The sequence below is a fragment of the Streptomyces sp. BHT-5-2 genome (assembly GCF_019774615.1).
GTDB lineage: Bacteria > Actinomycetota > Actinomycetes > Streptomycetales > Streptomycetaceae > Streptomyces.
In genome coordinates this window covers 433,323-458,988 of the sequence record NZ_CP081497.1, presented here as the reverse complement: position 1 = coordinate 458,988, position 25,666 = coordinate 433,323, and the positions used below count along the sequence as shown (strand labels likewise).

The 25,666-nt window shown below is 75.0% G+C and carries 22 protein-coding genes; 12 read left to right on the top strand and 10 right to left on the bottom strand.

The annotated features are described in order from the left end of the window. Window positions 1-8 precede the first annotated feature (8 nt). Window positions 9-557, top strand: coding sequence for a G/U mismatch-specific DNA glycosylase (gene mug, locus K2224_RS29970; RefSeq protein WP_221910332.1), 549 nt, complete (start codon window positions 9-11; stop codon window positions 555-557). A gap of 29 nt (window positions 558-586) precedes the next feature. On the opposite strand, the gene K2224_RS29965 is transcribed toward mug, so the two are convergent. Continuing rightward, window positions 587-1,078 carry a hypothetical protein gene (locus K2224_RS29965; protein WP_221910331.1) on the bottom strand — a complete coding sequence of 164 codons (492 nt, stop codon included), beginning with the start codon at window positions 1,076-1,078 and terminating at the stop codon, window positions 587-589. A 159-nt stretch (window positions 1,079-1,237) separates the two neighbouring features. Between K2224_RS29965 and K2224_RS29960 the strand changes: the two genes are divergently transcribed. Further along, a complete protein-coding gene (locus tag K2224_RS29960; RefSeq protein WP_221910330.1) occupies window positions 1,238-2,398 on the top strand; it encodes an ROK family transcriptional regulator in 1,161 nt (386 codons plus the stop codon). Window positions 2,399-2,501: 103 nt separating this feature from the next. Here K2224_RS29960 and K2224_RS29955 read toward each other — a convergent pair whose 3' ends face one another. Continuing rightward, window positions 2,502-3,248, bottom strand: a complete 747-nt coding sequence (locus K2224_RS29955; RefSeq protein ID WP_221910329.1) for a GntR family transcriptional regulator — start codon at window positions 3,246-3,248, stop codon at window positions 2,502-2,504. Between the two features lie 297 nt (window positions 3,249-3,545). On the opposite strand from K2224_RS29955, the gene K2224_RS29950 reads away from it, so the two are divergent. Further along, window positions 3,546-4,193, top strand: a complete 648-nt coding sequence (locus K2224_RS29950) for an aspartate/glutamate racemase family protein (RefSeq protein ID WP_221910328.1) — start codon at window positions 3,546-3,548, stop codon at window positions 4,191-4,193. Between the two features lie 40 nt (window positions 4,194-4,233). On the opposite strand, the gene K2224_RS29945 is transcribed toward K2224_RS29950, so the two are convergent. Both K2224_RS29945 and K2224_RS29940 read right to left on the bottom strand, forming a co-directional pair. After that, window positions 4,234-5,133 (bottom strand): RNA polymerase sigma-70 factor, encoded by a 900-nt coding sequence (locus tag K2224_RS29945; RefSeq protein ID WP_221910327.1) that lies wholly within the window; start codon window positions 5,131-5,133, stop codon window positions 4,234-4,236. 122 nt (window positions 5,134-5,255) lie between these two features. Next, a complete protein-coding gene (locus tag K2224_RS29940; protein WP_221910326.1) occupies window positions 5,256-5,678 on the bottom strand; it encodes a VOC family protein in 423 nt (140 codons plus the stop codon). Window positions 5,679-5,887: 209 nt separating this feature from the next. On the opposite strand from K2224_RS29940, the gene K2224_RS29935 reads away from it, so the two are divergent. The 4 genes from K2224_RS29935 (at window position 5,888) to K2224_RS29920 (ending at window position 11,535) form a co-directional block, all read left to right on the top strand. Next, window positions 5,888-7,591 carry an alkaline phosphatase gene (locus K2224_RS29935; RefSeq protein WP_221910325.1) on the top strand — a complete coding sequence of 568 codons (1,704 nt, stop codon included), beginning with the start codon at window positions 5,888-5,890 and terminating at the stop codon, window positions 7,589-7,591. Window positions 7,592-7,674: 83 nt separating this feature from the next. Next, window positions 7,675-9,078, top strand: a complete 1,404-nt coding sequence (locus K2224_RS29930) for a GNAT family N-acetyltransferase (protein WP_221910324.1) — start codon at window positions 7,675-7,677, stop codon at window positions 9,076-9,078. Window positions 9,079-9,181: 103 nt separating this feature from the next. Further along, on the top strand, window positions 9,182-10,876 hold the full coding sequence (locus K2224_RS29925; RefSeq protein WP_221910323.1) for a DUF885 domain-containing protein: 1,695 nt from the start codon (window positions 9,182-9,184) through the stop codon (window positions 10,874-10,876). A 212-nt stretch (window positions 10,877-11,088) separates the two neighbouring features. Continuing rightward, the gene (locus K2224_RS29920) at window positions 11,089-11,535 is read left to right on the top strand and encodes an Lrp/AsnC family transcriptional regulator (protein ID WP_221910322.1); all 447 of its coding nucleotides are present in this window, start codon (window positions 11,089-11,091) and stop codon (window positions 11,533-11,535) included. A gap of 159 nt (window positions 11,536-11,694) precedes the next feature. Here the strand turns inward: K2224_RS29920 and K2224_RS29915 are convergent, their stop codons facing one another. Next, window positions 11,695-12,372, bottom strand: coding sequence for a ScbR family autoregulator-binding transcription factor (locus K2224_RS29915; protein WP_221910321.1), 678 nt, complete (start codon window positions 12,370-12,372; stop codon window positions 11,695-11,697). 155 nt (window positions 12,373-12,527) lie between these two features. Between K2224_RS29915 and K2224_RS29910 the strand changes: the two genes are divergently transcribed. Next, window positions 12,528-13,499: a ScbA/BarX family gamma-butyrolactone biosynthesis protein gene (locus K2224_RS29910; RefSeq protein WP_221910320.1), complete on the top strand. Its 972-nt coding sequence runs from the start codon at window positions 12,528-12,530 to the stop codon at window positions 13,497-13,499. Between the two features lie 246 nt (window positions 13,500-13,745). On the opposite strand, the gene K2224_RS29905 is transcribed toward K2224_RS29910, so the two are convergent. The 4 genes from K2224_RS29905 to K2224_RS29890 all read right to left on the bottom strand — a co-directional run bounded on the left by K2224_RS29905 (window position 13,746) and on the right by K2224_RS29890 (window position 20,415). Further along, window positions 13,746-14,519: an SDR family NAD(P)-dependent oxidoreductase gene (locus K2224_RS29905; RefSeq protein ID WP_221910319.1), complete on the bottom strand. Its 774-nt coding sequence runs from the start codon at window positions 14,517-14,519 to the stop codon at window positions 13,746-13,748. 55 nt (window positions 14,520-14,574) lie between these two features. Then, window positions 14,575-17,712 carry an AAA family ATPase gene (locus K2224_RS29900; RefSeq protein WP_221910318.1) on the bottom strand — a complete coding sequence of 1,046 codons (3,138 nt, stop codon included), beginning with the start codon at window positions 17,710-17,712 and terminating at the stop codon, window positions 14,575-14,577. After that, window positions 17,709-18,875, bottom strand: a complete 1,167-nt coding sequence (locus K2224_RS29895) for an exonuclease SbcCD subunit D (RefSeq protein ID WP_221910317.1) — start codon at window positions 18,873-18,875, stop codon at window positions 17,709-17,711. Before K2224_RS29895 ends, K2224_RS29900 begins: the two co-directional genes overlap by 4 nt. A 169-nt stretch (window positions 18,876-19,044) precedes the next feature. Beyond that, window positions 19,045-20,415, bottom strand: coding sequence for an aminopeptidase P family protein (locus K2224_RS29890; RefSeq protein WP_221910316.1), 1,371 nt, complete (start codon window positions 20,413-20,415; stop codon window positions 19,045-19,047). 187 nt (window positions 20,416-20,602) lie between these two features. Between K2224_RS29890 and K2224_RS29885 the strand changes: the two genes are divergently transcribed. The 4 genes from K2224_RS29885 (at window position 20,603) to K2224_RS29870 (ending at window position 24,490) form a co-directional block, all read left to right on the top strand. After that, window positions 20,603-21,568, top strand: a complete 966-nt coding sequence (locus K2224_RS29885; RefSeq protein WP_221910315.1) for a LysR family transcriptional regulator — start codon at window positions 20,603-20,605, stop codon at window positions 21,566-21,568. A gap of 148 nt (window positions 21,569-21,716) precedes the next feature. Beyond that, on the top strand, window positions 21,717-22,610 hold the full coding sequence (locus K2224_RS29880) for a universal stress protein (protein ID WP_221910314.1): 894 nt from the start codon (window positions 21,717-21,719) through the stop codon (window positions 22,608-22,610). Window positions 22,611-22,755: 145 nt separating this feature from the next. Next, window positions 22,756-23,055 carry a DUF1876 domain-containing protein gene (locus tag K2224_RS29875; RefSeq protein WP_221910313.1) on the top strand — a complete coding sequence of 100 codons (300 nt, stop codon included), beginning with the start codon at window positions 22,756-22,758 and terminating at the stop codon, window positions 23,053-23,055. A 73-nt stretch (window positions 23,056-23,128) separates the two neighbouring features. Continuing rightward, window positions 23,129-24,490 carry a nicotinate phosphoribosyltransferase gene (locus K2224_RS29870; protein WP_221910312.1) on the top strand — a complete coding sequence of 454 codons (1,362 nt, stop codon included), beginning with the start codon at window positions 23,129-23,131 and terminating at the stop codon, window positions 24,488-24,490. Between the two features lie 99 nt (window positions 24,491-24,589). On the opposite strand, the gene K2224_RS29865 is transcribed toward K2224_RS29870, so the two are convergent. Beyond that, window positions 24,590-25,456, bottom strand: a complete 867-nt coding sequence (locus tag K2224_RS29865) for a universal stress protein (protein WP_221910311.1) — start codon at window positions 25,454-25,456, stop codon at window positions 24,590-24,592. Between the last annotated feature and the right edge of the window lie 210 nt (window positions 25,457-25,666).

Genomic DNA, 25,666 nt, shown 5'->3' with positions numbered 1-25,666 from the left:
GAGCCGACATGCGCTTCACCCCTGAGGAACTGGAGGCCGCCCGCGACCGCGTCGTCCCCGACGTCGTGGCGGGCGGGCTGCGGGTGCTCTTCTGCGGCATCAACCCCGGACTGATGACGGCGGTCACCGGGCACCACTTCGCCCGCCCCGGCAACCGCTTCTGGCCCGTCCTGCACGCGGCCGGCTTCACGCCCCGGCTGTTCCGCCCCGCCGAGCAGGGCGAACTGCTCGACCACGGGCTGGGCATCACCAACGTCGTGGCCCGGCCGACCGCGCGGGCCGACGAGCTGACCGCGGAGGAGTACCGCGAGGGCGGCCGGCTGCTGGCCGAGAAGGTGGCCCGGTTCCGGCCGCACTGGCTCGCGGTCGCCGGCGTGACGGCCTACCGCGTCGCGTTCGACGACAAGCGCGCCGCGATCGGCCCGCAGGAGCGCACCCTGGGTGCCACCCGCGTCTGGGCGCTGCCCAACCCCAGTGGCTTGAACGCCCATTGGACGCTGGCGACCATGGCGGAGGAGTACGGCCGGCTGCGCACCGCGGCGTTCGCCGACTCCTGACCCGCGGCGGGCGTGCACCGGCCGCATGGTCATCCGCTCCCCGGCAGCGGCCCGTCCGCCATGGCGGCCAGTATCTGGTGCGGCTGGCCGTCTCCGGCCCGGCCCGCGCCGACCGCGAACCAGCGGCGGCCGTCCGGCCAGGCGTACAGCCGCGGCACCAGCCCGGCGAGCAGCGCCAGCGGCGGTGGGACGGGCAGGCCCATGGCGCTCCGCTCCAGGGCTTCGGCGAGCTCGTGGACCACGGGGTCGCCACGGCGTAAAGACACCACCGCGACCAGTGCGGCGAGTTCCTCGACGCAGCTCTCGCGGGCGGCCGCGGCGTCCGCCGGGTCCGCGTCCCACAGCGGGCCGGTCGCCCACAGGCGCGCCACATGGAAGCCCGGTCCGCTCGTGCCGGCCGCGGTGTGCTCCGTCCGCTCCGGGAAGGGGCGGACGCGTAAGGCATCGAGCCGGGCGGCAAGGACGGCGGGCGGCCCGCCGGACGGATCGGGCCGCGGATCACGGGTCGGTTCTGTCGTCATACCGTCAGTAAACCGCTGGGGTCCGACAATTGGCCGTGCGCGTTCCGCTTCGGCCCCCGCGGACCGCCCGGCATCCGGCGCCCACGGGGCTCTCAGGGCTCGCCGCACACCCGCTGACCGGCTACGATCCGCCAGACACGCGAGGCGAGGAGACGGACGTTGGGTCGGCTCACCGGCGGGGACCCCTCCCTGCTGCGACGGATCAACTCCGCGGTGGTGCTGCACGCGCTGCGCGCCGCGGACTCCCCCACGCTCACCGACCTCGTCCAGGTGACCGGACTGTCCCGGCCGACGGTCGAGGGCGTGATCGAGGGGCTCGTCGAGACCGGACTGGTGGCCGAGGTGCCCGCCGAGGAGGGCGAGGCGCGGCGGCAGGGCCGTCCGGCCCGCCGGTTCCGCTTCCGCACCGAGGCCGGTCATCTGCTGGGCATCGAGATCGGACCGCACCGCGTCGCGGCACTGCTGTCCGACCTCAGTGGGCGGGTGCGGGAGTCGGCACAGCGCGCGGTGGCGGAGACCGCGCCGGCCGAGGAGCGGCTGGAGCGGGTGCGGACCATGGTGGCCGACCTGCTGCGGCACGCGGGCGTGGCCCGCAGTTCGCTGCGGGCGGTCGGAGTGGCCGGCCCGGGCATCATGGAGGCGGACGGCACCGTCCGGCTGGGCACCGCGCTCCCCGGCTGGACGGGACTGCCGCTCGGCGAGCGGCTGCGGCGCTCGTTCCGCTGCCCGGTCCTGGTGGAGAACGACGCCAACGCGGCGGCGGTGGCCGAGCACTGGCAGGGCGCGGCCACCGACTCCGACGACGTGGTGTTCGTGCTGGCCGGACTGAGTCCCGGGGCCGGATCGCTGATCGGCGGGCGACTGCACCGCGGCTTCGGCGGCGCGGCCGGGGAGATCGGCGCGCTGCACCTGCTGGGCCGGGAGGCCACGCCGGAGACGCTGCTGTCCACGACCGGGGAGCCACTGCACCCGCTGGACGAGGCGCAGGTGGCGGCGGTGTTCGCGGCGGCCCGGGACGGGGACGGGCAGGCGCGGGAGGCAGTGGACCGCTTCCTCCGACGGCTGGTGCACGATGTTGCGGCGCTGGTGCTGGCCCTGGATCCGGAGCTGGTGGTGATCGGCGGCTGGGCATCGGGGCTGGCGGGCGTTCTCGGGCCGCTGCGCCGGGAGTTGGCGCGCTACTGCCTGCGCCCGCCGGAGGTCGTGCTGTCGCGGCTGGGACCGGCCGCGATCGCCACCGGGGCGCTACGGCTGGCGCTGGACCACGTGGAGGGCGAACTCTTCGCCGTGGAAGGGACGGTGACGGGGCGACGGCACTGAACCGCGCGCCCCGGTACCGGGCCCCGCACCGCGAAGCGCGGAAGAACAGGGGCGACGCCGTGCGGAACCGCGCAGGGCGGCACCGCACATACAGCGAGGCCCGTCAGCCGGCGAGCACGGGTTCCGCCTCGCGCTCACCGAAGGTGAGCCGGCAGGTGTCGGCGCGGTAGGTGGAGACCGCGACGGCGGTGGCCCGGCCCTGGGAGACATAGCGCGTGGTGACGACGAGGACGGGAGAACCGGGCAGCCGGTCCAGCTGCTTGGCGTCCTCGGCGCGGGCCGAGCCCAGCTCGACGGTGCGCTCCTGGCCGTCCAGATCGAGCTCCTGGAGGGCCTGCAGCACGGCGCGGGCCCGGGCGGCCGGGTCGGCGACGGCCGCCACGGCGGGGCCGGGAACCGCGTCGGCCCGGACATAGAGCAGCTCGGCGGCGACCGGCCGGCCCGCCGAGACCCGGCTGCGGCGCACGATGTGGACCGCCTCGCCGGGGACGGTCTCCAGCAGACGGGCCACCGCCGACGGCACCGTGTCCGACTCGCCGGCGGCCACCGGCTGCCAGTCGTCGCCGACGGCGCCGGGCCAGGTGTGCCGGGCGGGGGCGACGGCGACGCCTACCCGCGGCGGTGCGACGGTGGTGCCGACACCGCGGCGACGCTGGAGTCTGCCCTCCAGCTCCAGCTGTTCGAGCGCCTGCCGGAGCGTGGCCCGGGCGACGCCGAAACGGGCCGCCAGTTCCCGCTCGTTGGGCAGCACCTCGCCGACCGCGAACTCGGTGTCCAGCGCGTCGCTGAGCACGGTCCTCAGATGCCAGTACTTGGGCTCCGGAGCCGTTTCGAGCTGCGTGGTCCCCACCCCCAAAGCCGCGGGCCCGCATCCGGACCCGGTGACGTACGGCCCGCGTGCGGGCCCCGAATGTGACGGCCCGCGCTCGGGTCGCCGCGCCCTCGGGTCCGCACACGGACCGCTGCCGTCGGCCGGCCCGCACGCGCACCGAATATTGAGCGCTTCTTTATTAAAGGTTGTTGCAGTATCCCGACGATATGACTGCCCCCACCCTTGGTCAAGACCAATTCGCCCATCGATTCCGCCCGCTCACCGAGGCTTCACCCGTCCGTCACCCGGCTCCTGAACGGGCGCTACCCTCCTGGGATGCTCGCTCTGCTGCACACCTCGCCGGTCCATGTCCCCGTCTTCGACGCGCTGCGCGACACGGACGCCCCCGGGCTTCCGCTGCGGCATCTGGTGCGGCCGGAACTCCTGGCCGCGGCAAGGGAGTCGGGGCCCGACGCGGTCGCGGAGGAGGTCGCCGGGGAGCTGGGCGCGTTGGTGCGCGCCGGGGCCGGGGCGGTGCTGTGCACCTGCTCGACGCTGGGCACGGTGGCCGAGACGGCCGGACCGGCGCTGGGCGTGCCGGTGTTGCGGGTCGACCGGCCGATGGCCGCGGAGGCCGTCGCCACCGGCCCCCGGATCGCGGTCCTCGCCTCGGTGGAGAGCACCCTGGCGCCCACCACGGAGCTGATCGCCGACGAGGCCCGCCGCGCCGGGCGGACGGCGCGCGTGCGCACCGTGCTCGTGCCGGACGCCTGGGAGCGGTTCACGGCCGGGGACCAGGAGGGCAGCCTGGCGGCGGTCGTCGACGAGGTGCGGCGGGTGCGGGAGGCCGGCGGGGCCGACGTGCTCGTCCTGGCGCAGGCGTCCATGGCCCCGGCCGCCGAGCGCTTCGCGGACGACGGGGTTCCGGTGCTGGCGAGCCCACGGAGCGGCCTGCGGGCCGCCGCCCGGCTAGGGCGCTTCTGACGGATCTCCGTGGACGCCGCGGAGATCCGTCAGAAGCGCCCTAGTGGGCCAGTGACGCCAGTTTGTCGGGGTTGCGGAGGACGTAGACCGTCTCGATCCGGCCGTCCCGGATGGCGAGTTGGAAGACCGAGTCCGGGGTGCCGCCGAGGCGGGTGAGCAGGGCGATACCGCCGTTGATCTCCAGGAAGCTCAGTTCCAGGTCCGCCGGGGAGATCCGGACGACGCCGATGAGGAACCGGGCGATCTTGTCCGGCGCGTCGATGATCCGCAGCGGGGCCTTGGCCTTGCCGCCGCTGTCCCCGACCAGCCGGGCGTCCGTCGCGAGGAGGTCGAGCAGCCCGGCGAGGTCGCCGCCGGCGGCGGCGGACAGGAACCGTACGGTCAACTCCCGCTGCCGGTCCGGGTCGACGTCGAACCGCGGCCGGCCCTCCTCCACATGGCGGCGGGCCCGCCCGGCCAGTTGGCGCACCGCGGCCTCGCTGCGCTCCAGTACGGTGGCGATCTCCGCGTACGGGTAGCCGAACGCCTCGCGCAGCACGAACACCGCGCGCTCCAACGGGGAGAGCGCCTCCATGACGACGAGGAAGGCGAAGGTGACGGTCTCGGCGAGCGCCGCCTGCTCCGCGCCGTCCGGGGCGGGCCGGCCGGGGGCCAGGACGTCGGTGACGAGCGGTTCCGGCAGCCAGGGCCCGACGTAGGACTCGCGGCGCGACTGCACCTGGCGGAGCCGGTCGACGGCCAGCCGGGTGGTGACCCGGACGAGATAGGCGCGCGGTTCGCGCACCTCGGCCCGGTCGGCGGCGGACCAGCGCAGCCAGGCGTCCTGGACGACGTCCTCGGCGTCGGCCACCCGGCCGAGCATGCGGTAGGCCACGCCGTGGAGCAACGGGCGGTGGGCTTCGAAGACTTCGGTGGCGTCGGCGGCGGGATCGGTCGGCACCGTCCCATCCCAGCGGCCGGTGCGCGCGTTGTCCAGCGCGATTGCCGCCGGGCGGGCGTTCCCCTGGCGGGCGGCGGGGTCGGGCCGCGCAGGCTTCGGTGTACGGGCGGGCGCGCAGGGCCTCAAGAGGTGGCCAGGGCCCGGGCGTTGTTCCAGTCGCGGGTGGACAGGACGAGGCGGTAGCCGTCCGGGTCCTCGACGGTGACGCCCCACTCGTCCCAGTAGGGGTTGTGGGCGGGGACGCGGGTGCCGCCGCAGCGCTCCAGCCGGGCGACGAGGTCGTCGGGGACGGGCCCGGCCAGATAGAGGACGAGCAGGTCGTCCGGGGTGGGTGTCGGGTGGAGCGCGCCCGTGGGGTCGAGGGTCAGCTCCAGGTGCCAGGTGGCGTCCGGCAGGCCGAGCATCAGGAGGGAGTGCTCGCCGGCCTCGGAGGTGTGGCGGTGGAGCTCGCGCAGGCCCAGCCCGTCCCGCCAGAAACGGCCGGCGGCGGCCAGGTCGCGGGACGGGCGGGCGAGGCGGAGGGATGCGGTGCCGAGGCCGGGCATGGGTGTCGCCTTCCGTAGGGCCGCCGGGCGGCGGCGCGTTATCGGACCGTAGGGGTTGGGTGCGGTGCCTGGCCATCGGTCGATGGTCCTGCGACGCTGGTCCGATCCGGAGTCATGCGGTCGGAGTTCACCGGGAGTTCGCCCGCAGGGCACCGGGTGGCGATACGAACGGGGACGTGACCAGATCGGGTGCAGCACGGAGGTACGAGATGGTGCGGAGTTCCGGCGGCGAATTCGGGCGGCGGTCGCTCCTTCAGGGCGCGGCGGCGGGGTCCGCGGCGCTGGCGCTGCCCGCGGTGGCCGGGGCCGCGCCGGCGGTGGCCGCGCCGGCACTGGTGCGCGGCGGACGGCCCCGCGCCTCCTGGGGAGTGCAGGCCGGAGACGTGACCGCGTCGTCCGGCCTGGTGTGGGTGCGGTCCGACCGGCCGGCCCGGATGGTGGTGCAGACCGCGGCCACCGAGTCGTTCCGCAACGCCCGTACGTGGCAGGGGCCGTTGCTGGGGCCCGGCACGGACTTCACCGGCGTGACCGCGCTGCACGGACTGCCGGCCGGGGAGCAGATCCACTACCGGGTGCTGCTGGCCGACCCCGACCACCCGGAGCACACGGGCGAGCCGGCGGCCGGCACGTTCCGCACCGCGCCCGAGCGGCGCAATGCATCAGGGGCCTCGCGATGGGGGTCCCCCCGGACGGAGTCTGGGGGAGAGTCCGGCCGGGGCGGTGGCGGGCGCCGGGAGAGCGTGAGATTCCTGTGGTCGGGGGACCTGGCCGGGCAGGGCTGGGGCATCAACCCCCAACGAGGCGGCTACCGCGTCTACGAGGACATGCAGCGCCGGGACCCGGACTTCTTCCTGTGCAGCGGCGACAACATCTACGCCGACAACCCGATCACGGAGCGGGTGACGCTGCCCGACGGCCGGATCTGGCGGAACGTGACGACGGAGGAGAAGTCCAAGGTCGCCGAGACGCTGGCGGAGTTCCGGGGTGCGTTCCGCTACAACCTGCTGGACGAGAACCTGCGCCGGTTCAACGCCCAGGTGCCGACGATCATCCAGTGGGACGACCACGAGGTGCACAACAACTGGTACCCGGGCCAGCTGTTGGACGACGACCGGTACCGCGTCAAGGACGTCGACGTGCTCTCGGCGCGGGCGCTGCGCGCGTTCGGGGAGTACTTCCCGGTCCGGACGCTCCGGCCGGACGGTGGGGGAACCGCCCGCCCGGGGGACGCCGGCAGCGGGGGCGGACGGGTGTACCGCGTGCTGCGGCACGGGCCGCTGCTGGACGTCTTCGTGCTAGACATGCGCCGTTACCGCAACGCCAACTCCCCCGACCGGCAGACCGCGGACCCGCAGGGCATCCTGGGCGCCGAGCAGCTGCGCTGGCTCAAGCGGGAGCTGTCGCGGTCGCGGGCGGTGTGGAAGGTGATCGCCGCGGACATGCCGCTGGGGCTGGTCGTCACGGACGGCCCGGCGGACTTCGAGGCGGTGGCGCAGGGCGACCCGGGCGCGCCGCTGGGGCGGGAGCTGCAGATCGCCGAGCTGCTGCGGCACATCAAGCACCGGCGGATCACCGGCACCCTGTGGCTGACGGCGGACGTGCACTACACCTCGGCGCAGCACTACGCGCCCGAGCGGGCGGCGTTCAAGGACTTCGAGCCGTTCTGGGAGTTCGTGTCCGGGCCGCTGTCCGCGGGCGGGTTCCCGGCCGTGAAGCTCGATGGAACATTCGGGCCGGCTCAGCCGTTCATCAAGGCACCGGACCGTGCGAACGTCTCCCCGGCGGAGAGTCCGCAGTATTTCGGCGAGGTCGATATCGACGGGGGAAGCGGGGAGTTGACGGTGCGACTGCGTCAGGAGGGAGGCGAGGTGTTGTTCACCAAAACGCTGCAACCGGGACGGGTAGGACAGTAGGGGCCAATGTGCCCAATGCGCCTTTTACCCATCCGACACAAGGTGTTGGCGACCAGGCAACACCTGTCGGCAAGGCTGTCCGCATGACTGAAGTGACCTCCGTCCGTTCCGCCCGGCGCCCCGACCGGCGCCAGGCCGCCGTCGTACTCGCCGCCCTGTTCACGGCCGTGGCGGTGGCCGACGCCGCCGTCGACGCCCTGGTCCCGGGCCCGTCGGGCCGGGTGCTGCTGTCCGTCGCCGCGCTGGCCCTGCTGGCCGGGGCCGGCTTCCGGGGATGGTGGGCACGCCGCCAGGAGAAGGCCCCACCACCGACGGATCCCGCGGCCGCCGGCGCCACCTCGGCGCCGGCCGGGCCCGCCGCCGAGGCCGGCGCCCCGGGGACGGCGCTGTGGCGGATGCGGACCACGGTCCGCGACGAGCCGGGCAGCCTCGCCGTCCTGTGCACGGCGCTGGCCGCGCTGCGGGTGGACATCCTCAGCCTGCAGACCCACCCGCTGTCCGCGGGGACGGTCGACGAGTTCCTGCTGCGCGCCCCGGCCGGCCTGGCGCCCGCGGAGCTGACCGACACGATCGCCGGCGCCGGCGGCACCGACGCCTGGCTGGAGCGGGCCGACGCGCACGACCTCGCCGACGCGCCGACCCGGATGCTGGGCCTGGCCACCCGCACGGCGCTGGATTCCGCCGAACTCCCGCTGGCGCTGCGTCAGTTGCTGGGCCGCTGCACCATCCACTCGGTGCCCGCCCGGTCGCTCACCGGCCAGCCGCAGGCCGAAGAAGTGCCCACAGAGGGCGTGTTGGAGGAGCACACCATGAAGTTCCGCGACCCTTCCGGGGGCTCGCTCACCATCGAACGGCCGCAGTTGCCGTTCACCCCCACCGAGTTCGCCCGGGTGCGGGCGCTGGTCGAGCTGGACGCCCGGCTCGGCCAGCGAATACCGCCGCGGCGCGACGTGCTCACGCTGCCGGAGGGCAACGAGATCACCGTCCGCCGCGCCGACACCGGCGATCTGGCCGCCGCCCGGGCCATGCACGAGCGCTGCTCGACGGGCACGCTGGCGCAGCGCTACCACGGCCCGGTCGGGGACGCCGACCGCTATCTCGGACATCTGCTGAGCCCGCGGTTCGGCCGCACGCTGGCCGTGGAGACCGCCTCCGGGCGGCTGGTGGCCCTCGGCCACCTGCTGTGGGACGGCGACGAGACCGAGGTGGCACTGCTGGTCGAGGACGCCTGGCAGCAGCGCGGCATCGGCGCGGAGCTGCTGCGGCGGCTGGTCGCGATGGCCGCCGAGACCGGCTGCGAGAGCATCTACGCCATCACCAAAGCGTCCAACACCGGGATGGTGGCGGCGATGCGCGGTCTGGGACTCCCGCTGGACTACCAGATCGAGGAGGGCACGCTGGTGATCACCGCGCGCCCCGGCGGCCTCCCCGCCCGTCGTGCGGACGATCCGCAGCTGCGCCTTCGGGACGGCTCCCGGCGCGGCTGAGCCGGTGCGGCCGGTGCCGGGAGGAGAGCGGTACCGGCCGCGACAGGCCCGTCCGACGGAATGATGGTGACGCGGCGGGCCGATCCGTACGAGGATGGCCCGCATGTCCAACACCACTACTCCCGCGGGCGGTCCGCTGCCCCGCCAGGTCGCCGACGCCTATGTCGACGCCCTCGTCGAACTGGACCCGATCACCGGCACGTTCCTCGGCGTCCCCGAGAGCTCCGGCAGGCTCCCCGACTTCTCGCCCGAGGGCCAGGAAGCGGTGGCGCAGCTCGCCCGTACGACCCTGGACAGGCTCACCGAGGCCGAGGCCCGGCCGGGCGCGGACAGCCCCGCCGAGCAGGTCTGCGCGCGGCTGCTGCGCGAACGGCTCACCGCCGAACTCGCCGTCCACGACGCCGGCGAGGGGCTGCGCACCGTCAGCAACCTCAGCTCTCCGCTGCACCACGTACGCGAGGCGCTCATCCTCACCCCCGCCGACACCGAGGAGGACTGGGCGGCGATCGCCCGGCGGCTGCGCGCCGTGCCGGCCGCGCTGGCCGGCTATCGCGCCGCCCTCCAGGCCGGTCTGGAGCAGGGCCTTCCCGGCGGGCCGCTCCAGGTGGCCACCGTCATCGGCCAGTTGGGCGAGTGGATCGGCACCGACCGCGGCTGGTTCGCCGAGTTCGCCGCTGCCGGCCCGGCGTCGCTGCGCGCCGAGCTGGACGCGGCCGCCGAGGCCGCCAACGGCGCCCTGGTGGAGCTGCGCGACTGGTTCCGCGACGTCTACGCCCCGGCGATCGAGGGCGCGCCGGACGTGGTCGGCCGCGAGCGGTACGCCCGGCTCGCCCGCTACTACAACGGCGCCGACATCGACCCGGAGGAGGCGTACGCCTACGGCTGGTCGGAGTTCCACCGGCTGCTGGGCGAGATGCAGGCCGAGGCCGAGAAGGTGCTGCCCGGCGCCCGGACCCCGTGGGAGGCGCTGGCCTGGTGCGACGAGCACGGCGAGGCGGTCGAGGGCGTCGAGGAGACCCGGCAGTGGCTCCAGTCGCTGATGGACGAGGCCATCGACACGCTGGACGGCACCCACTTCGACCTCGCCGAGCGGGTCCGCCGGGTGGAGTCCAGGATCGCCCCGCCCGGAAGCGCCGCCGCCCCGTACTACACCCAGCCCTCGCTGGACTTCTCCCGCCCCGGGCGCACCTGGCTGCCGACCATGGGCCAGACCCGCTTCCCGGCCTACGACCTGGTCTCCACCTGGTACCACGAGGGGGTGCCCGGCCATCACCTCCAGCTCGCGCAGTGGGCGCACGTCGCCGACCGGCTGTCGCGCTACCAGACCTCGGTCGGCATGGTCAGCGCCAACGTGGAGGGCTGGGCGCTGTACGCCGAGCGCCTCATGGACGAGCTGGGCTTCCTGACCACGCCGGAGCGGCGGCTGGGCTATCTGGACGCCCAGATGATGCGGGCGGTCCGGGTCGTCATCGACATCGGCATGCACCTGGAGCTGGAGATCCCGGCCGACTCCCCGTTCCACCCGGGCGAGCGCTGGACGCCGCAGCTGGCGCACGCGTTCATGGCCGCGCACAGCAGCCGCCCGGCCGACTTCGTCGAGAGCGAGATCATCCGCTACCAGGGCATGGCCGGCCAGGCGATCGGCTACAAGCTCGGCGAGCGCGTCTGGCTCCAGGGCCGGGAGGCCGCCCGCGCCCGGCACGGCGCGGACTTCGACCTGAAGGCATGGCACATGGCGGCCCTGTCCCAGGGCTCGCTCGGCCTGGACGACCTGCTAACCGAACTCTCGGCGCTCTGACCGGGGCGCCCGCGCTCCCGCGGCCGGCCGTCGCGATCCCGTGGTGGCCGGCCGCGGCGCTCCGTGGGCCCGACGCCGCTCCACGCAGCGGCGCGGGACGCGCGGACCCGGCCGGACGGACGCCGGAGGGCCGGGACCGGCCGTCGGCGCCGGGCCGATCGGCGCCCCGGAGACCCTTGCTCTGCCGGTGACTCCCCTGCTAGACAGCGGGGATGACCGGATACTCCCCTGATGACGCCGACCGGCGCATCCTCGACGTCCTGCAGCACGACGGGCGGATGGGCCGCGCCGAGCTGGCGCGGGCGGTGAACATGTCGCCGAGCGCGGTGTCCGCGCGGGTGCGGCGCCTGGAGGAGTCCGGCGTGATCTCCGGCTACGCGGCGGTGATCGACCCGGAGCGGGTCGGGCTGCCGGTCCTGGCGTTCGTCCGGCTGCGGCACTCCGGCGGGGACGGCCGGCCCTTCCGGGACCTGGCGGCGGACACCCCGGAGATCCTGGAGGCACACCACGTCACGGGCGAGAACTGCCTGTTCATCAAGGTCGCGGCGCGGTCGATGAAGCACTTGGAGGAGGTGTCCGGCCGGATCGGCGCGCTCGGCGAGGTGTCCACCAGCGTCGTGTACTCCTCACCGGTCCCCCGGCGCCCGGTCCGCACCTGAGCCCCCGGGCCCGGCCGCCCGGCGTACGGCCCCCGCTCGGCCCCGTCCGCCACCCGGTTCCGGGCACTGGAACCAGTGCGGTTCTCGACGGGCTCCCGCCGGGTGGGGAAGTCCGCGCCTGCCGATCGAGCCGCGGACCGCCGGCCCGAGCGCGCCGCTTCAGACACACACCCGCGCATCGGCGCTTCCGCCCGTTTCCATACCGAGCTCCTGGTGCGCCTGCCAGATCCGGGCGCCGCGGTCCGGCGAGGTGTCCAGCCTGGCCAGCACACCCGGCACGGCGATGCTGGGCAGCAGGTGATCGTAGAGCCTGGAGATGCGTTCTTCGAGGGACTCCCCGTCGTCGAGATCGGAGGTCACGATCTCCACGCCGGTCCATGACGCGACGATGATCATCGCGGTCTGCTCGGGAACGACGTGCGGTAAAAGTTCGCCCTGCGCCTTGGCCTGGGCCAGGTACTCCGCCATGAGGGTCGCCCAGGCCGTCCAGGAGGTGCCGAACATGGTGCGGGCCTTCTGGTCGGCCGACAGGCGGATGGCGGCACTCAGCATGGGTTCTCGCGGCACCCGGTGCGCGAGCACCAGCCCCAGGTCCACGCACTCCTGAAGTTTGGAGTCCTGCGGGATGACGCCCTCGGTGGTGACGGCCTCGGCGAGCACGCCTCGGGCCAGCTCTTCCTTGGAGTCGAAGTGGAAGTACAGGGCGCCCTTGGTCACGCCCGCCCGCGCGAGGATCTCGGTGATGGTCGCGGATTCGTATCCGAGCTGGTCGAAGACCAGGCCCGCCGCTTCCAGGATCTGCCGGCGCGTCTGTATCGCCCGTGCCTGCCTTGCCATGACGAAGCCTCCCTCGCTACCACATGCGGCTGGCCTCCCCGCTTGAGCAAATGCTCTGTGGTGGTGTACCTCTGCATTGAAAATCAAACCGGTTAGTACGTAACTTATCATCAGCCAGCCGAAGGGCTGTTGCTCGAGTCAACCGAGGGGGTCCTATGTCCAAGCCATTGCTCAGGCTCGACCACGAGGAAAGTTCTATCGCACCGCACGGGGACTTGCCGCTCCCCGCTCCGCAGAGCGCGGAACAAAGCGCACGTGTGCTCAACAGTTTCGTCCATCTCCGGCACGACAATTCCGTATTGGTCACCGACTGGCAGCGCTCCGGCGACATGAACTACCGGGTGACGGCCCAATGGCCGGCACCGGGCAACGGGGAGCCGGGACACGGGTTCCGGAGCGAGTCCATGCAGGCGGGCCAGATGGTGCGGCAGGCCGGACTGCTGCTCGCACACGCGGAGTTCGGGGCTCCACTGGCGCACGCGATCCTGCTGCGCACCTTCGACTTCTCCTTCGACATGGATTTCTTGCGCGCCAAAAACAAACCGGCCAGCCTGATTGTTCAAGTTCTCTGCGAGCCGACCAAGTCGCGCGGCCGCTCCATCAACGGTCTGCACATGACCATGACCATCCACTGCGAAGGACAGCAAATCGGCACGGCGGCCACCGGCTTCGAATGGATCCCGCCGGCGGTCTACCGCCGGCTCCGGGGCGACCACGCCGAGGCGGTGAGTGACCAGCCGCCGCTGTCCGCTCCCGTCGCGCCGGCTCAGGTGGACTGCACCGCCGACGTCGAGGTGGTGCTCGCCCCCACGGAGCACGCCGACCGGTGGCTGCTGCGCAACGACTTCCGCAACACGGCGCTGTACGACCACCCCGTCGACCACGTTCCCGGCCTCGTCCTGATCGAGGCCGCCCAGCAGGCCGCCCGTTTGGTGACTTCACCAGGGAACTTCCGGGCATCGGCCGTCGAGACCGTCTTCGACCGCTACGTCGAGTTCGACAGCCCATGCTGGATCGAGGCGCACCCGGTCGCCGCCGAGGCCGAGGGCTCAACCGCGGTGCGCGTGACCGGACATCACAACGGCGAGACGGCATTCACCGCCGTTCTCACCAGCTCCGGCAACTGATCGACGTCCGGCGACCGCCGCGGAGTCCGGTGACCGGCTGCCCGAAAGAGACAGCCGGTCCAGGCCCGGCCACCGCCGGAACCCTGCCATGCGTCCGCGCGCACCGGAGAACCGGCGAATTCCCGCCCGTCGAACTGCCTTTCGGCGGCCCGAAGACGGCCGTGAAAAAGATCAGCGGTCCGCTCGCGGTACGCAACAGTCTCCGGCCACGGCATACCGCAAGCGGGCTTCTTCCGCGCCCGGGCGTCACACCAGGGTGTAACCGCCGTCCACGGGCATCACCGTCCCCGTGACAAAAGAGGACCGGTCACTGCACAACCACGCGACCGCCTGGGCGATTTCCTCGGGCTCGGCGGTACGGGACTGAGGAGTCGCCTGGTGCAGCTGCTCCTCCAGTCCGGGATTCCGTTCGAACCAGCCGGCAATGATCTCGGTACGGGTCGTGCCGGGCGCCACGGCGTTGACGCGGATACCGCGCTGTGCGTATTCGGCGGCCGCCGCCCTGGTCAGCCCGATGACGGCGTGCTTGGAGGCCACGTAGGGGGCGCCGGCGGGAATTGCCTGCAGGCCACCGACACTGCTGTTGTTGACGATTGCTCCGCCCGCACCGCACCGCAGCATCGCGGAAATCTGGTGTTGCAGGCAATGCCAGACACCACCGACGTTGATTTCCATGATTTCGTCGAAAGCGTTCTGCCGCATCAGGTGCATGGGTTCCTGATCACAGCCGATGCCCGCGTTGTTGAACGCCAGATCCAGGCGCCCGTACTTCTCCACGGTGAATTCGACGGCACGTTTCACGTCCTCGTCCCGGGACACGTCCATGGCCGTGTACGACGCCTCGGCGCCGGTTTTCCGAATTTCCGTCACGAGCGCATCGAGACGGTCGACGCGACGGGCCGCGAGCACCACCGTCGCACCTTCTGCGGCGAAAACCTTGGCGGTTGCCGCGCCTATCCCGCTGCTCGCTCCCGTAATCAGGGAAACCTTGCCGGACAGCAGGCCGTTCTTTTGAGTCATGGCGGGATTGTGCCATCCGGCTCGTGCGGACGACCGAGGGCGTCCGGTCCTGCGGTCAGGCGCCGGCCGGCAGCCGGTGGCGGACGCTGGAGCCCGTGCGGTCCTTGACGACCTCCAGTTGGGCGGGAATGCGGGTCCTGAGGTCGGCGACATGGCTGACCAGGCCGACGCTGCGGTCGCGTTCGCGCAGGCCGTCGAGGACGTCGAGGACCTCGTCGAGGGTCTGCTCGTCGAGGCTGCCGAAGCCCTCGTCGATGAACAGGGTGTCCAGCCGGGTGCCGCCCGCCTCGTCGGTGACGACGTCGGCGAGGCCGAGGGCCAGGGCGAGCGAGGCGAAGAAGGTCTCGCCGCCGGAGAGGCTCGCGGTGTCCCGCTCCCGGCCGGTCCAGGCGTCGACGACGTGCAGGCCGAGGCCGGAGCGGCGGGCGCCGCCGGCCCGTTCGTCGGAGTGGACGAGGGTGTAGCGGCCGGCGGACATCCGGTGCAGCCGGGCGGTGGCGGCGGCCGCGACCTGTTCGAGGCGGGCGGCCAGGACGTAGGACTCCAGCCGCATCCGGCGCTCGTTCTCGGCGGAGGTGCCGGCGGCGAGCGTGGCAAGGCGGGCGATGCGGTCGTAGGCGGCGCGCAGCGGGGCCAGTTCGCGGGCGTCGGCGGCGGCGTCGGCGGAGAGCCGGTCGAGGGCGGCGCAGCGTTCCCGCGCGGTGGCGAGGGCCGTGGTGGCGGTGCGCAGCCGGGCCGCGGCGGCCTGGTGGGCGGTGCGGGCGGCGTCCGGGTCGGCGGCGGGCAGCGCCGCGGCGGCGCGGAGTTCGGGGCGGTCCAGTTCGGCGGCGAGGGCGGCGGCCTCGGCCTGCCAGTCGTCGTGGCGCTGCTGGAGCGTTCGGCGTTCGGCGTCCGGGAGGACGGCGTCGGCGGCGTCCTGCGGGGTGGCGAAGCCGGCGCGGTAGGAGGCGTCGGAGAGCCGGGCGTCGGCCTCCTTCAGGCGCTCGGCGCAGGCGGCGGCGGTGCGGGACGCCTCGGCCGCGGCGGCGAGCCCGGCGGCCTGTGCCTCCAGCCGGGCCGCCCGGTCGGCGACGCTCGCGCAGTCGCCGCGGGCCTCGGCCAACTCGGCCTCCAGGGCGGCCCGTTCGCGGTCCAGGGCCTCGCGATGGGAGGTGCGGGCGGCGGCCCGGCGTTCGGCCCGCTGGCGGTCGTCGCGGCGGCGCTCGTACTCGCGCTCGGCACGGGCCAGTTCCTCGCGTACGGCGTGCAGCCGGGCGCCGGCGGTGTGGGCGCCCTCCGCCTCCTTCGTCAACTGCCCGACCTGGTCGGCGAGTTCAGTGGCGGGGGTGGCGCCGGCCGCGGCGGTGGCGGCGGCCAGGGACTCCTTGAGGGACTGGCGGCGGTCCTCCGCCTGCTGCCGGACGTCCTCGGCGCGGCGGTGGGCGGCCTGGGCCGCCTCCTCGGCCGCCCGGTCGACGTGGCCGGCGCCGGCCCGCGCCGGGTCCGGGTGGGCGGTGGACCCGCACACCGCGCAGGGCCGACCGTCGGTCAGGTCGGCGGCGAGTTCCGCGGCGATGCCGCGCAGCCGCTGGTCCCGGAGGTCCAGCCAGTGCTCGTGGGCGGCCGCCGCGCGCTCCCGGGCGGCCAGCAACCGCCCTTCGGCCTCGGCGAGTTCGGCGGCGAGGCGGTCGCGGCGGCGGGCGGCGGCGAGCCGTTCGGCAGCCGGGGCGAGCTGCGCGGCGAGTTGTTCGGCGCGCCGGACGGCTTCCTGGGCGTCGTCGATGCGGCGCCGGAGGGTCTCGCGGGCGGCGTCCCAGCCGGCCAGCCACTCGGCGGTGTCCAGCAGGGTCTGTTCGTCCGCGCGGGCCTCGCGGTCGAGGTCGGCGCGCTCCCGGTCGAGGTCGGCGGCGCGCCGTTCGGCCCTGCGGGCGGCCCCGAGGGAACCGAGGAGGGAACGCAACTCCCGCTCCTGCGCGGCGAGTTCGGCACCCTCGGCGTCGGCGAGGGCGGCTGGCAGCGGCGCGCGGTGGCGGCGTTCGGCGTCCTGGGCGGCGGTCTGCTCGCGCCAGGCGGCGTCCCGGAGGTCGAGGACGGGGGCCACCTCGGCGGCGGCCCGGGCCCGCTCCAGCCGGGTGCGCAGCCGGTCGCGTTCGTCGGCGCGGGCGGCGAGCCGGTCGGCGCGCTGCCGGGCGTCGGCGTGGCGTCGCTGCAGCCGGTCGCGTTCGCGGGTCTCCTCCAGCCGCCCGGCCGCGGCCCGTTCGGCGGTCTCGGCGGCGGTGACCGCTGCCCGGGCGAGGTCCAGGCGCTCGCGGGCGCCGGTGCGGGCGACGGCGGCCCGGGCGAGGACCGCGTCGGCGAAGCCGGGCTCGCCGGGGCCGGGTGCGGCGCCGTCCGGGTCCGCCGGACGGGTCGGTGCGGTGCCGCGGGGCGTACGGGCGCCGCGGCCGGCCGGCCCGGCCTGGGCGGGCACGGCGGCCCGGGCGGACAGCGCCGGGACGGACGGGTCGGCCAGGTCCGGGGTGTCGCCGGCGGCCTGGGCGATCCGGTGGGCCAGTGCGAGCAGCCGTTCGTCGCCGGCCGCGACCCGGTCGGCGGCGGCCCTGCGGCGGGCGGTGAGCTGGTCCTCCAGCGCGGCGAACCGCCGGGTGTCGAAGAGCCGGCCGAGCAGCCGGGCCCGGGCCTCCGCGTCCGCCCGCAGAAAGCGCGCGAAGTCGCCCTGGGGCAGCAACACCACCTGGCAGAACTGCTCCTTGCTCATGCCGAGCAGCTGCCCGATCTCCTCGCCGATCTCCTGGTGGGAGCGGCTGAGCGCACGCCACTTCCCCGCGTCCGGGCGGCCGTCGGCGGCGGGCGCGAACTCCCGCAGGCGGCTGAGCGCCTTCTCCTTCGTCGTGCCGGTGCCGCGCTTCTTGGGGCGGGGCTGCTCGGGCAGCCGGGTGATCTCCAACCGGCGCCCGGCGACGGTCAGTTCGAGGACCACCTCGGTGGGGGTGGTGGGGTCGGCCAGGTCGCTGCGGAGGGCCTGGCCGCCCTGCCGGGCGCCGGGCACCGAGCCGTAGAGCGCGAAGCAGACCGCGTCCAGGACGGAGGTCTTGCCCGCGCCGGTCGGGCCGTGCAGCAGGAACAGGCCGTCGCGGGCGAGCCGGTCGAAGTCGACGGTGTGGCTGCCGGCGAACGGGCCGAAGGCGGTGAGGGTCAGCCGGTGCAGCCTCATCGGGCCACCTCCTCGGCGGCGCCGGTGGTCCGCACCTCGTCGATGGCCGACCGGAGCTCGGCGCGTTCGGCGTCGTCGGCGCCGCGGCCGGCGCGGACGTGGGCGACGAAGTCCTCGGCGATCTCCTGGTCGCTGCGGCCGCGCAGCCGCTGGGCGTAGGAGGCGGCGGGGCGGGCCGGGGCCTCGTCGGGGTCGAAGACCAGGGCGAGGGTGTGCGGGAAGCGCTTGGCCAGGCGGGCCATCGGCTCGGCCGGGCGGGAGCTGTCGGTGAGCGTGGCCTCGACCCAGGAGTCCTCGTGCCGGGCCAGCGCGGGGTCGTCCAGCAGCTGTTCCAGCGGGCCGCGGATCCGGGCCAGCGGGCGGGGCACCGGGCAGTCCACCCGCTCCGCCGTCACGCCGCCGGCCGCGTCGAGGTCGATCAGCCAGGACGACTTGCGGTGGGCGGCCTCGGAGAAGGAGTAGGCGAGCGGCGAGCCGGAGTAGCGGATCCGCTCGGTGAGGGTCTGGCAGCCGTGCAGATGGCCCAGGGCCGCGTAGTCGACGCCGTCGAAGACCGCGGCGGGGACCGAGGCGACGCCGCCGACGGTGATGTCGCGCTCGCTGTCGCTGGCGGCGCCGCCGGTGACGAAGGCGTGTGCCAGCACCACCGAGCGGGTGCCGGCGGGCCGGTCGGCGAGGTCGGCGCGGACCCGGTCCATGGCCGCGCCGAGCACCGCGGCGTGGTCGGCGCGCGGGGCGCCGAGGGTGTCGCGGACCATGGCCGGTTCGAGGTACGGCAGCCCGTAGCAGGCGACCGGCCCGTGCCCGTCCTCCAGGACGACGGGGGCGGCGCAGTCGGCCGGGTCGGTGTGCAGATGGATGCCGGCCCGGCGCATCAGCCCGGAACCGACGCCGAGGCGGCGGGCGGAGTCGTGGTTGCCGGAGATCATGACGGTGGGTACGCCGAGCGCGGCCAGCCGGTGCAGGGCCTCGTCGAAGAGCTCGACGGCGGCCAGCGGCGGCACCGCGCGGTCGTAGACGTCGCCGGCGACCAGCACCGCCTCGATGTCCCGGGTGCGGACCGTCTCGACGAGGTGGTCGAGGAACGCGCGCTGGGCGGCCAGGAGGTTCACACGGTGGAAGGACCGGCCCAGGTGCCAGTCGGAGGTATGCAGGAATCTCACCGGGGCACCGCTCCGACCTGCATGTTCTCCGCTCCTTCCGCACCGTCGCCGGCCCGGGTCCGCCCGGGCGGCGTCATCCGCAGCCGACCACGCTAGCGGCTGCCGGCGCCTGGACCCGCATCGGCCTCCTGGACGGCCCCGGGCCGCGCCGGGGGCTCATCCGGGGGGCTCACCCCGCCAGCAGCTCCCCCATCCAGCTCTCCACCGCCTCCGGTGTCCGCGGCAGGGCGCCCGACAGCAGTCGGGCCCCGTCGGCGGTGATCACCAGGTCGTCCTCGATCCGTACGCCGATGCCGCGCAGCGCGGGCGGGAGCGTCTCGTCGTCGGGCTGGAGGTAGAGGCCGGGCTCGACGGTCAGCACCTGTCCCTCCTCCAGCACCCCGTCCAGATAGGCCGCGGCGCGCGCCCGGGCGCAGTCGTGGACGTCCAGGCCCAGCATGTGGCCGCTGCTGCACAGGGTGTAGCGGCGGTGGAGGTCCCCCTCGGGGGTCTTCAGGACGCCCCAGTCGGTGAGGCCCTCGGCGATCACCCGCATCGCCGCGCGATGGAAGTCGCGGAACCGCGCGCCCGGTTTCAGGGCCGCGATGCCCGCCTCCTGGGCGGCCAGCACCACGTCGTACACCTGGCGCTGCACCGGGGAGAAGCGCCCGGACAGCGGCAGGGTGCGGGTGATGTCGGCGGTGTAGAGGGTGTCGGTCTCCACGCCGGCGTCCAGGAGCAGCAGTTGCCGGGCGTCCAGCGGGCCGTCGTTGCGGATCCAGTGCAGTACGCAGGCGTGCGCGCCGACGGCGGCGATGGTCTCGTAGCCGGTGCCGTTGCCCTCGGCGCGGGCGCGCAGACCGAAGACGCCCTCGATCCAGCGCTCGCCGCGCGGGTGGGCGAGGGCCCGCGGCAGAGCGCGGACCACGTCCTCGAAGCCGGTGGTGGTGTGGTCGACGGCGAGTTGCAGCTGGTCGGTCTCCCAGGCGTCCTTGACCAGCCGCAACTCGTCGAGGACGGTGGCGAGTTCGGTGTCGGTCGCGGCGCTGCGGCCCGGGGGGAGCGCGCCGAGTCCGTCGAGGTGGGCACAGCGCAGACCGGTCATCCGCCCGGCCTCGGCGAGGTCGGGGCGGCGGCCGACCCAGAACTCGCCGTGCCGGCGGTCCCGGTAGAAGCCGCCGTCGTTGCGCGGTGAACGGGGGCGCAGGTACAGCACCGCCTCGTGCCCCTGCGGCCCGTCGGGCTCCAGGACCAGCACATGGCCGGCCTGGTCCTCGCCGGTCAGGCCGGTGAGCCAGGCGTAGGCGCTGTGCGGCCGGAAGCGGTGGTCGCAGTCGTTGGAGCGGACGGTGAGGTCCCCGGCGGGGACGAGCAGCCGTTCGCCGGGGAAGCGGGCGGACAGTCGCCGGCGGCGGGCGGGGGTGCGGTCGGCGGCGGGCAGCCGGATCCCGTCGGGCAGCGGCGTGGGCGCCCAGCCGTCCGCCAGGAACCGTTCGAGCTCCGGCGAGACGGGCAGATCGTGACTGACGGTGCGCCAGGCGGTGGGGCGGGCTACGGTCATGGGTTCCTCCTCCTCGGTGGGGCGTGCGGTGGGACGTTCCGCCGCCGGGCCGGCCTTCGGCGCGCACCGAGGGCCGGCGCGGCGGCAGGGTGGGGGCACCTCCCCGGCACGGGGTGCCGGGCGCCACAAGAGCCTGCGGGACGGCACGCCCTGTCGGGAACCTCCCGGCGGTCCATAACATCCGCGCATGGATCTGGAGATAAGGCATCTGCGCGTGGTGTGCGCGATCGCCGAGGCCGGCAGCCTCACCCGGGCCGCGGCGGCGCTGCGGATGACCCAGCCGGGCCTGAGCGCCCAGCTGCGGCGGATCGAGAACCTCCTGGGCGGGACGCTGTTCGACCGCCGGCGGGCCGGCTCGGCGCCCACCGCGCTGGGCGAACTGGTGCTGGCCCGGGCCCACGCCATCCTCCCGGGCGTGGACCAGCTCCTCGCCGACACCGAGCGGGCCGCGCGCAGCGCCGTGGCCCCCACCCGCCTCCGCGTCGGCTCGGTCGGCACTCCGTTCCTCGGCCATCTCCTGCTTTCCTTACGGGAGTTGCTGCCGGGCACGGAGGTGACGGCGCGCGGGCAGCACGCATCCGGGCCGCTGCTGGACGACCTCGGCGCCGGTCGTCTGGAGGTCGCCGTCCTCGGCGCCCACCCCGGCCAGGAGCCGCCGGCCCCCGACGGGGTGCTGCTGCACCCGCTCGTCACCGAGCCGCTCTTCGCACTGCTGCCGGCGGAGCATCCGCTGGCGGACGCGGCGGAGGTGGCCCTGGACCGGCTCGCCGAGGAGGACTGGGCGGCGCCCCGGATGGACGGCGACCGCACCCGCGAGCACTGGTCGTCGGTCTGTGCCCGGACCGGCCGCGCGCTGCGGATCCCCTACGAGGCCGAGGGGCGGCAGCTGGTCGAGATCGTCCGGGCGGGGCTGGCGGTGAGCCTGTGCCAGGCCACGTTCATCGAGGTGCCCGGGGTCGCGGTCCGTCCGCTGGCCGGGAACCCGCTGTGGTACCGGCATCTGCTGGCCTGGCACCGCGACGGCCCGCTCGCCCGGCACGGGGCGGCGGTCCTGCGGCGGGTGCGCGCCGCCCATCTCGACGCCCGCCCCGGCAGTCCGGCCCACGAACGCTGGCGGCGGCAACATCCGGAGGAACCGCCTCCGCCGGCCTGAACCACCGGCCCGGACCGCCGGCGAACCGCCGCCGGGCCACCCTCCCGGTGCCTCCCGCCCGGTGCCGGCGGCCGGTCCGTCGGAGACTGGAGGTGCGGCTCGCCGCCGCGCCCGTCGGCGGCGAGCGGACCGGGAACGAGGTGAGGTCATGCAGGACGTGATCACCGCGGGTGTCGACGGGACGCCCGAGGCGACCGCCGCCGCACTGTGGGCGGCGCACGAGGCGGAGCTGCGGCGGGCCAGGCTGCGGCTGCTGCACGCCTGGGTGCTGCTGGGGCCCGAACCCGGGGCCGGGCCGACGCCGGGTCCGCTACCCGCGCCGGACGGCCGGGACGAGCGGAACTACTGGCCGCACCGGATCGTCGACGAAGCCCGGGACGCCGTCCGGGACCGCCACCCCGACCTCCCGGTGGAGGAGGCCCTGGTCGCCGACGACCCGCTGTCCGCCTTGAAGGAGGCGGCCGGCCAGTCGTCGCTGCTGGTCCTGGGGTCACGGGACATCGGCGTGGTGGCGCGCTACACCATCAGCGAGCTCGGCCTCCAAGTGGTGGCGCACACCCGGACACCCACGGTTCTGGTCCGGGCCCCTTTGGGCGCCGCGGCACAGGCCCCCGGCGCCCCGGTGACGGCCGCGCTGAGCCTGCACGAGCCCTGCGAGGCGCTGCTGGCGTTCGCCTTCGGGAGCGCGGCCCGGCGGGGCGCCCCGCTGCGCATCGTGCACGGCCGGCACCTGCCGGCGCACGCGTACAACCGCGGCGGCGGGGTCGAGCCGATCGCCGCGCAGCAGGCGGTCGCGGACGCCCGGCAGGAGCTGGCGGAGGCGCTCCGGCCCTGGCGGGAGAAGTTCCCGGAGGTCGAGGTGGACACCCGGGTCGAGCTGGAGAGCCCGGTGCGGGCGGCGCTGCGGGACGCCACGGACGCCGCGCTGCTGGTCGTCGGCCGGCGGCACAAGCTGCGTTTCCCCGCGCCGCGGATCGGCCACGTCGTACAGGCGGTCGTGCACCACGCGCCGTGCCCGGTCGCGCTCGTGCCGCACGAGTGAGCCGCCGCCCGCCGCACCGGATCACCCCGCACGGACAGGCGGGCCGGGCGGATTCTTCCAACAATGGGTGGCAGGGGACGACGAGCGGACCGGGACGACGAGCGGCCCCCGCCGGCGCGGCCCCTGGACACCGCGGAGGTGAGCCATGGCGAACACCACCGAGTGGCCGGTCCGGCTGACCGTCACCGAGGAGGACGGCACCACCCGGGCCCGGGTGGAACTGAACACCGGGACGCGGTCGCTCACCGGGCACGGCCGGGCCCGTTGCAATCCCGAGGACCCCGACGTCCCGGTGATCGGGGACGAGCTGGCGGCCGGCCGGGCCATGAAGGACCTCGCCGGGCAGCTGATCCGGCTGGCGGACCACGACCTGGCGGGCGCCGGCGCCGCGCCACCGGGGCACGAGCGGCGCACCCTCTACGGCTGGGCGGACGAGCTGGCCTGAGACCGCCCGCGGGCCGGCGGGCCGACCGCACCCCCGGCCCGGCGAGCTACCCCGCACCGGGAAGGAGCCGGTGATGCCGGACGCGACGACGGCCGGTCCGACCACGACCGACCTGTACGAGGTGACCATGGCCCTGTCGTACCTGCGCGAGGGCATGACCCGGCCGGCCACCTTCAGCTGCTTCGTCCGGGAGCTCCCCGCGGGCCGGGGCTTCCTGGTCGCCGCCGGGGTGGAGTCCGTGCTCGACCACCTCTCCCGTTTCCGGATCGGGCCCGAGGACGTCGAGGTGTTCGCCCAGGCGCTGCACCGGCCCGTCGCGGAGCTGGCGCCGCTGCTGGGGCTGCGCTTCGCCGGCGAGGTCCGGGCGGTGCCGGAGGGCCGGGTGGTGCTGGCCGGCGAGCCGCTGCTGGAGATCACCGCGCCGCTGCCGCAGGCCCAGCTCGTCGAGACCTTCGTACTGAACCAGCTCAGCCACCAGACCGCCGTCGCCGCCAAGTGCGCACGGTGCGTCCTGGCCGCCCGCGGACGGCCGGTGGTGGACTTCTCGCTGCGGCGCACGCACGGCACGGAGGCGGGCTTCCGCACCGCGCGGCTAGCGGCGATGGCGGGCTTCGCGGGGACCAGCAACGTCGCGGCGGCGCACGCCGAACGCCTGCCGGCGGTGGGCACCATGGCGCACTCGTACATCGAGGCGTTCGAGGACGAGGAGGCCGCGTTCACCGCCTTCCTGCGGACCCATCCGGGGCCGGTGACGCTCCTGGTGGACACCTACGACGTCGACTCCGGGGTGGCCGCCGCGGCCCGGGTGCTGCACGCCCTGGACCGCGCCGAGGGGGCGTCGATCCGGCTGGACAGCGGCGACCTGGGGGCGCTGGCGGTGCGCGCCCGGGCGATGCTGGACCGGGCGGAGCTGCCGGGGGTGCGGATCGTGGCCAGCGGCGGGCTGGACGAGTTCGCGATCGACGACCTGGTGCGGGCGGGGGCGCCGATCGACGTGTACGCGGTGGGCACCCGGGTCGGGGTGAGCGCCGACGCGCCGTATCTCGACTCGGCGTACAAGCTCGTGGCGTACGACGGGCGGCCGGTGATGAAGCTGTCGTCGGCGAAGATCACCGCGCCCGGCCGGAAGCAGGTCTTCCGGCACCCGGGCTGCCGCGATGTGATCGGGCTGGCCGAGGAGCCGGCGCCGGCCGGCAGCGTGCCGCTGCTGGAGACGCTGATGCGCGACGGGGTGCGCTGCGCGCCGCGGACCCCGCTGGCGGACGCCCGGGCCCGGCTCACGGCGGACCTCGCGGAACTGCCGGCGGCGGCCCGCGCCATCCGGTCGCCGGTACCGGTGCCCCCGTCGGTCTCCACACCGCTGGCCACCCTGGCGGAGCACGTCCGGCGCCGGATCGAGCGGGCGGTGCTGGCACCGTACGAGCACTACGCCTGAGGGCCTGCGCGCCCCGACGCGGCGTGACGCACCCGGGCACCGCCGCATGCGGCCGGCTGCGGCCGGACCCGGCCCGGCCCCAGCCGCGACCGGCGGCCCTCAGCCCCGCGGGACCACCGCGACCGGGCAGGCCGCGTGGTGCAGCGCGGCGTGCCCGACCCGGCCCAGCTGCAGCCCGAAGTGGCCGTGCCGCTGCCGGGCGCCGAGCACCAGCAGATCCGCGGCCGCGGACCGCCGGACCAGCACCTTGTGCGCCGGCCCCTCCACGGTGGTGCGCCGGACGTGCACCGTCGGGTGTGCCTCGGCCTCCTCCGCCACCACCGCGTCGACCAGCGCCGACGCCTGCTGCTCGTAGTGGTGCTCGGGCCCCGCGGCCCGGTGTGCGCGGTCGCCGGTCTCGTAGGCGGGGCAGCGCCAGGCGCGCACCGCGTCGAGGACGCAGCCCCGGGCCTCCGCCTCCCGGAAGGCGAACCGGACGGCCGCGGCCCCCTGGGCGCTGTCGCCGACGCCGAGCAGCACCCGGTCGTGGCCGCTCTCCAGCCCGGCCCGGTCGCCGCGGACCACCACCACCGGGTGCCGGGCGCGGGCCGCCACCGACAGGCTGACCGACCCCAGCAGCAGATCGGCGAACTCCCCGCGCCCCTTGCAGCCGAGGACCACCGCGGTGGCGTAGGGCGCCTCGCGGAGCAGCGCGGCGACCGGGTCGTCGGCCAGCACCTGCACCGAGACCTCGACCTCGGGGTTGCGGCGGGCGGCGCGGTCCGCGGCGGACGCCACGACCCGGTCGGCCATCGCCTGCTCCTCGGGGGCGTCCTCCCGCGGCGCCACCCCCTCGTACCGCTCCCACCGGGACGCGTACACCAGGCGCAGCGGCAGGCCGTGGCGCACCGCCTCGTCCACCGCCCAGTCCAGGGCGCGCAGCCCGGCGTCCGATCCGTCCACGCCTACGACCAGGGGGAGTTCCATCGTCCCCACCGCCTTCCGTCGCTCGGGCCGTGGCCGTGCCGGGCGGCCGCCGGGCCGGGCCCGCACCGCGGCGACCGGTCGCGCCCCTCGGCCCCTTCCATCGTGTGCCCCGGCGGCCGGGGCCCGCCAGGGGCGCGGGCGATCACGAGCGGCCCCGGCACGGATGTCGTGGTGCCATGGAGGGACGAGTTGCCGACCAAGGCTGCCGAA

Bases quoted from the DNA above. Each gene is read 5' to 3' on its own strand.
- K2224_RS29870 (WP_221910312.1), top strand. From the start codon at position 23,129: ATGCCGGACGCGACGACGGCCGGTCCGACCACGACCGACCTGTACGAG.
- K2224_RS29950 (WP_221910328.1), top strand. From the start codon at position 3,546: ATGCTCGCTCTGCTGCACACCTCGCCGGTCCATGTCCCCGTCTTCGAC.
- K2224_RS29890 (WP_221910316.1), bottom strand. From the start codon at position 20,415: ATGACCGTAGCCCGCCCCACCGCCTGGCGCACCGTCAGTCACGATCTG.
- mug (WP_221910332.1), top strand. From the start codon at position 9: ATGCGCTTCACCCCTGAGGAACTGGAGGCCGCCCGCGACCGCGTCGTC.
- K2224_RS29865 (WP_221910311.1), bottom strand. From the start codon at position 25,456: ATGGAACTCCCCCTGGTCGTAGGCGTGGACGGATCGGACGCCGGGCTG.
- K2224_RS29940 (WP_221910326.1), bottom strand. From the start codon at position 5,678: ATGCCCGGCCTCGGCACCGCATCCCTCCGCCTCGCCCGCCCGTCCCGC.
- K2224_RS29930 (WP_221910324.1), top strand. From the start codon at position 7,675: ATGACTGAAGTGACCTCCGTCCGTTCCGCCCGGCGCCCCGACCGGCGC.
- K2224_RS29935 (WP_221910325.1), top strand. From the start codon at position 5,888: ATGGTGCGGAGTTCCGGCGGCGAATTCGGGCGGCGGTCGCTCCTTCAG.
- K2224_RS29880 (WP_221910314.1), top strand. From the start codon at position 21,717: ATGCAGGACGTGATCACCGCGGGTGTCGACGGGACGCCCGAGGCGACC.
- K2224_RS29925 (WP_221910323.1), top strand. From the start codon at position 9,182: ATGTCCAACACCACTACTCCCGCGGGCGGTCCGCTGCCCCGCCAGGTC.
- K2224_RS29885 (WP_221910315.1), top strand. From the start codon at position 20,603: ATGGATCTGGAGATAAGGCATCTGCGCGTGGTGTGCGCGATCGCCGAG.
- K2224_RS29920 (WP_221910322.1), top strand. From the start codon at position 11,089: ATGACCGGATACTCCCCTGATGACGCCGACCGGCGCATCCTCGACGTC.
- K2224_RS29875 (WP_221910313.1), top strand. From the start codon at position 22,756: ATGGCGAACACCACCGAGTGGCCGGTCCGGCTGACCGTCACCGAGGAG.
- K2224_RS29900 (WP_221910318.1), bottom strand. From the start codon at position 17,712: ATGAGGCTGCACCGGCTGACCCTCACCGCCTTCGGCCCGTTCGCCGGC.
- K2224_RS29910 (WP_221910320.1), top strand. From the start codon at position 12,528: ATGTCCAAGCCATTGCTCAGGCTCGACCACGAGGAAAGTTCTATCGCA.
- K2224_RS29915 (WP_221910321.1), bottom strand. From the start codon at position 12,372: ATGGCAAGGCAGGCACGGGCGATACAGACGCGCCGGCAGATCCTGGAA.
- K2224_RS29965 (WP_221910331.1), bottom strand. From the start codon at position 1,078: ATGACGACAGAACCGACCCGTGATCCGCGGCCCGATCCGTCCGGCGGG.
- K2224_RS29905 (WP_221910319.1), bottom strand. From the start codon at position 14,519: ATGACTCAAAAGAACGGCCTGCTGTCCGGCAAGGTTTCCCTGATTACG.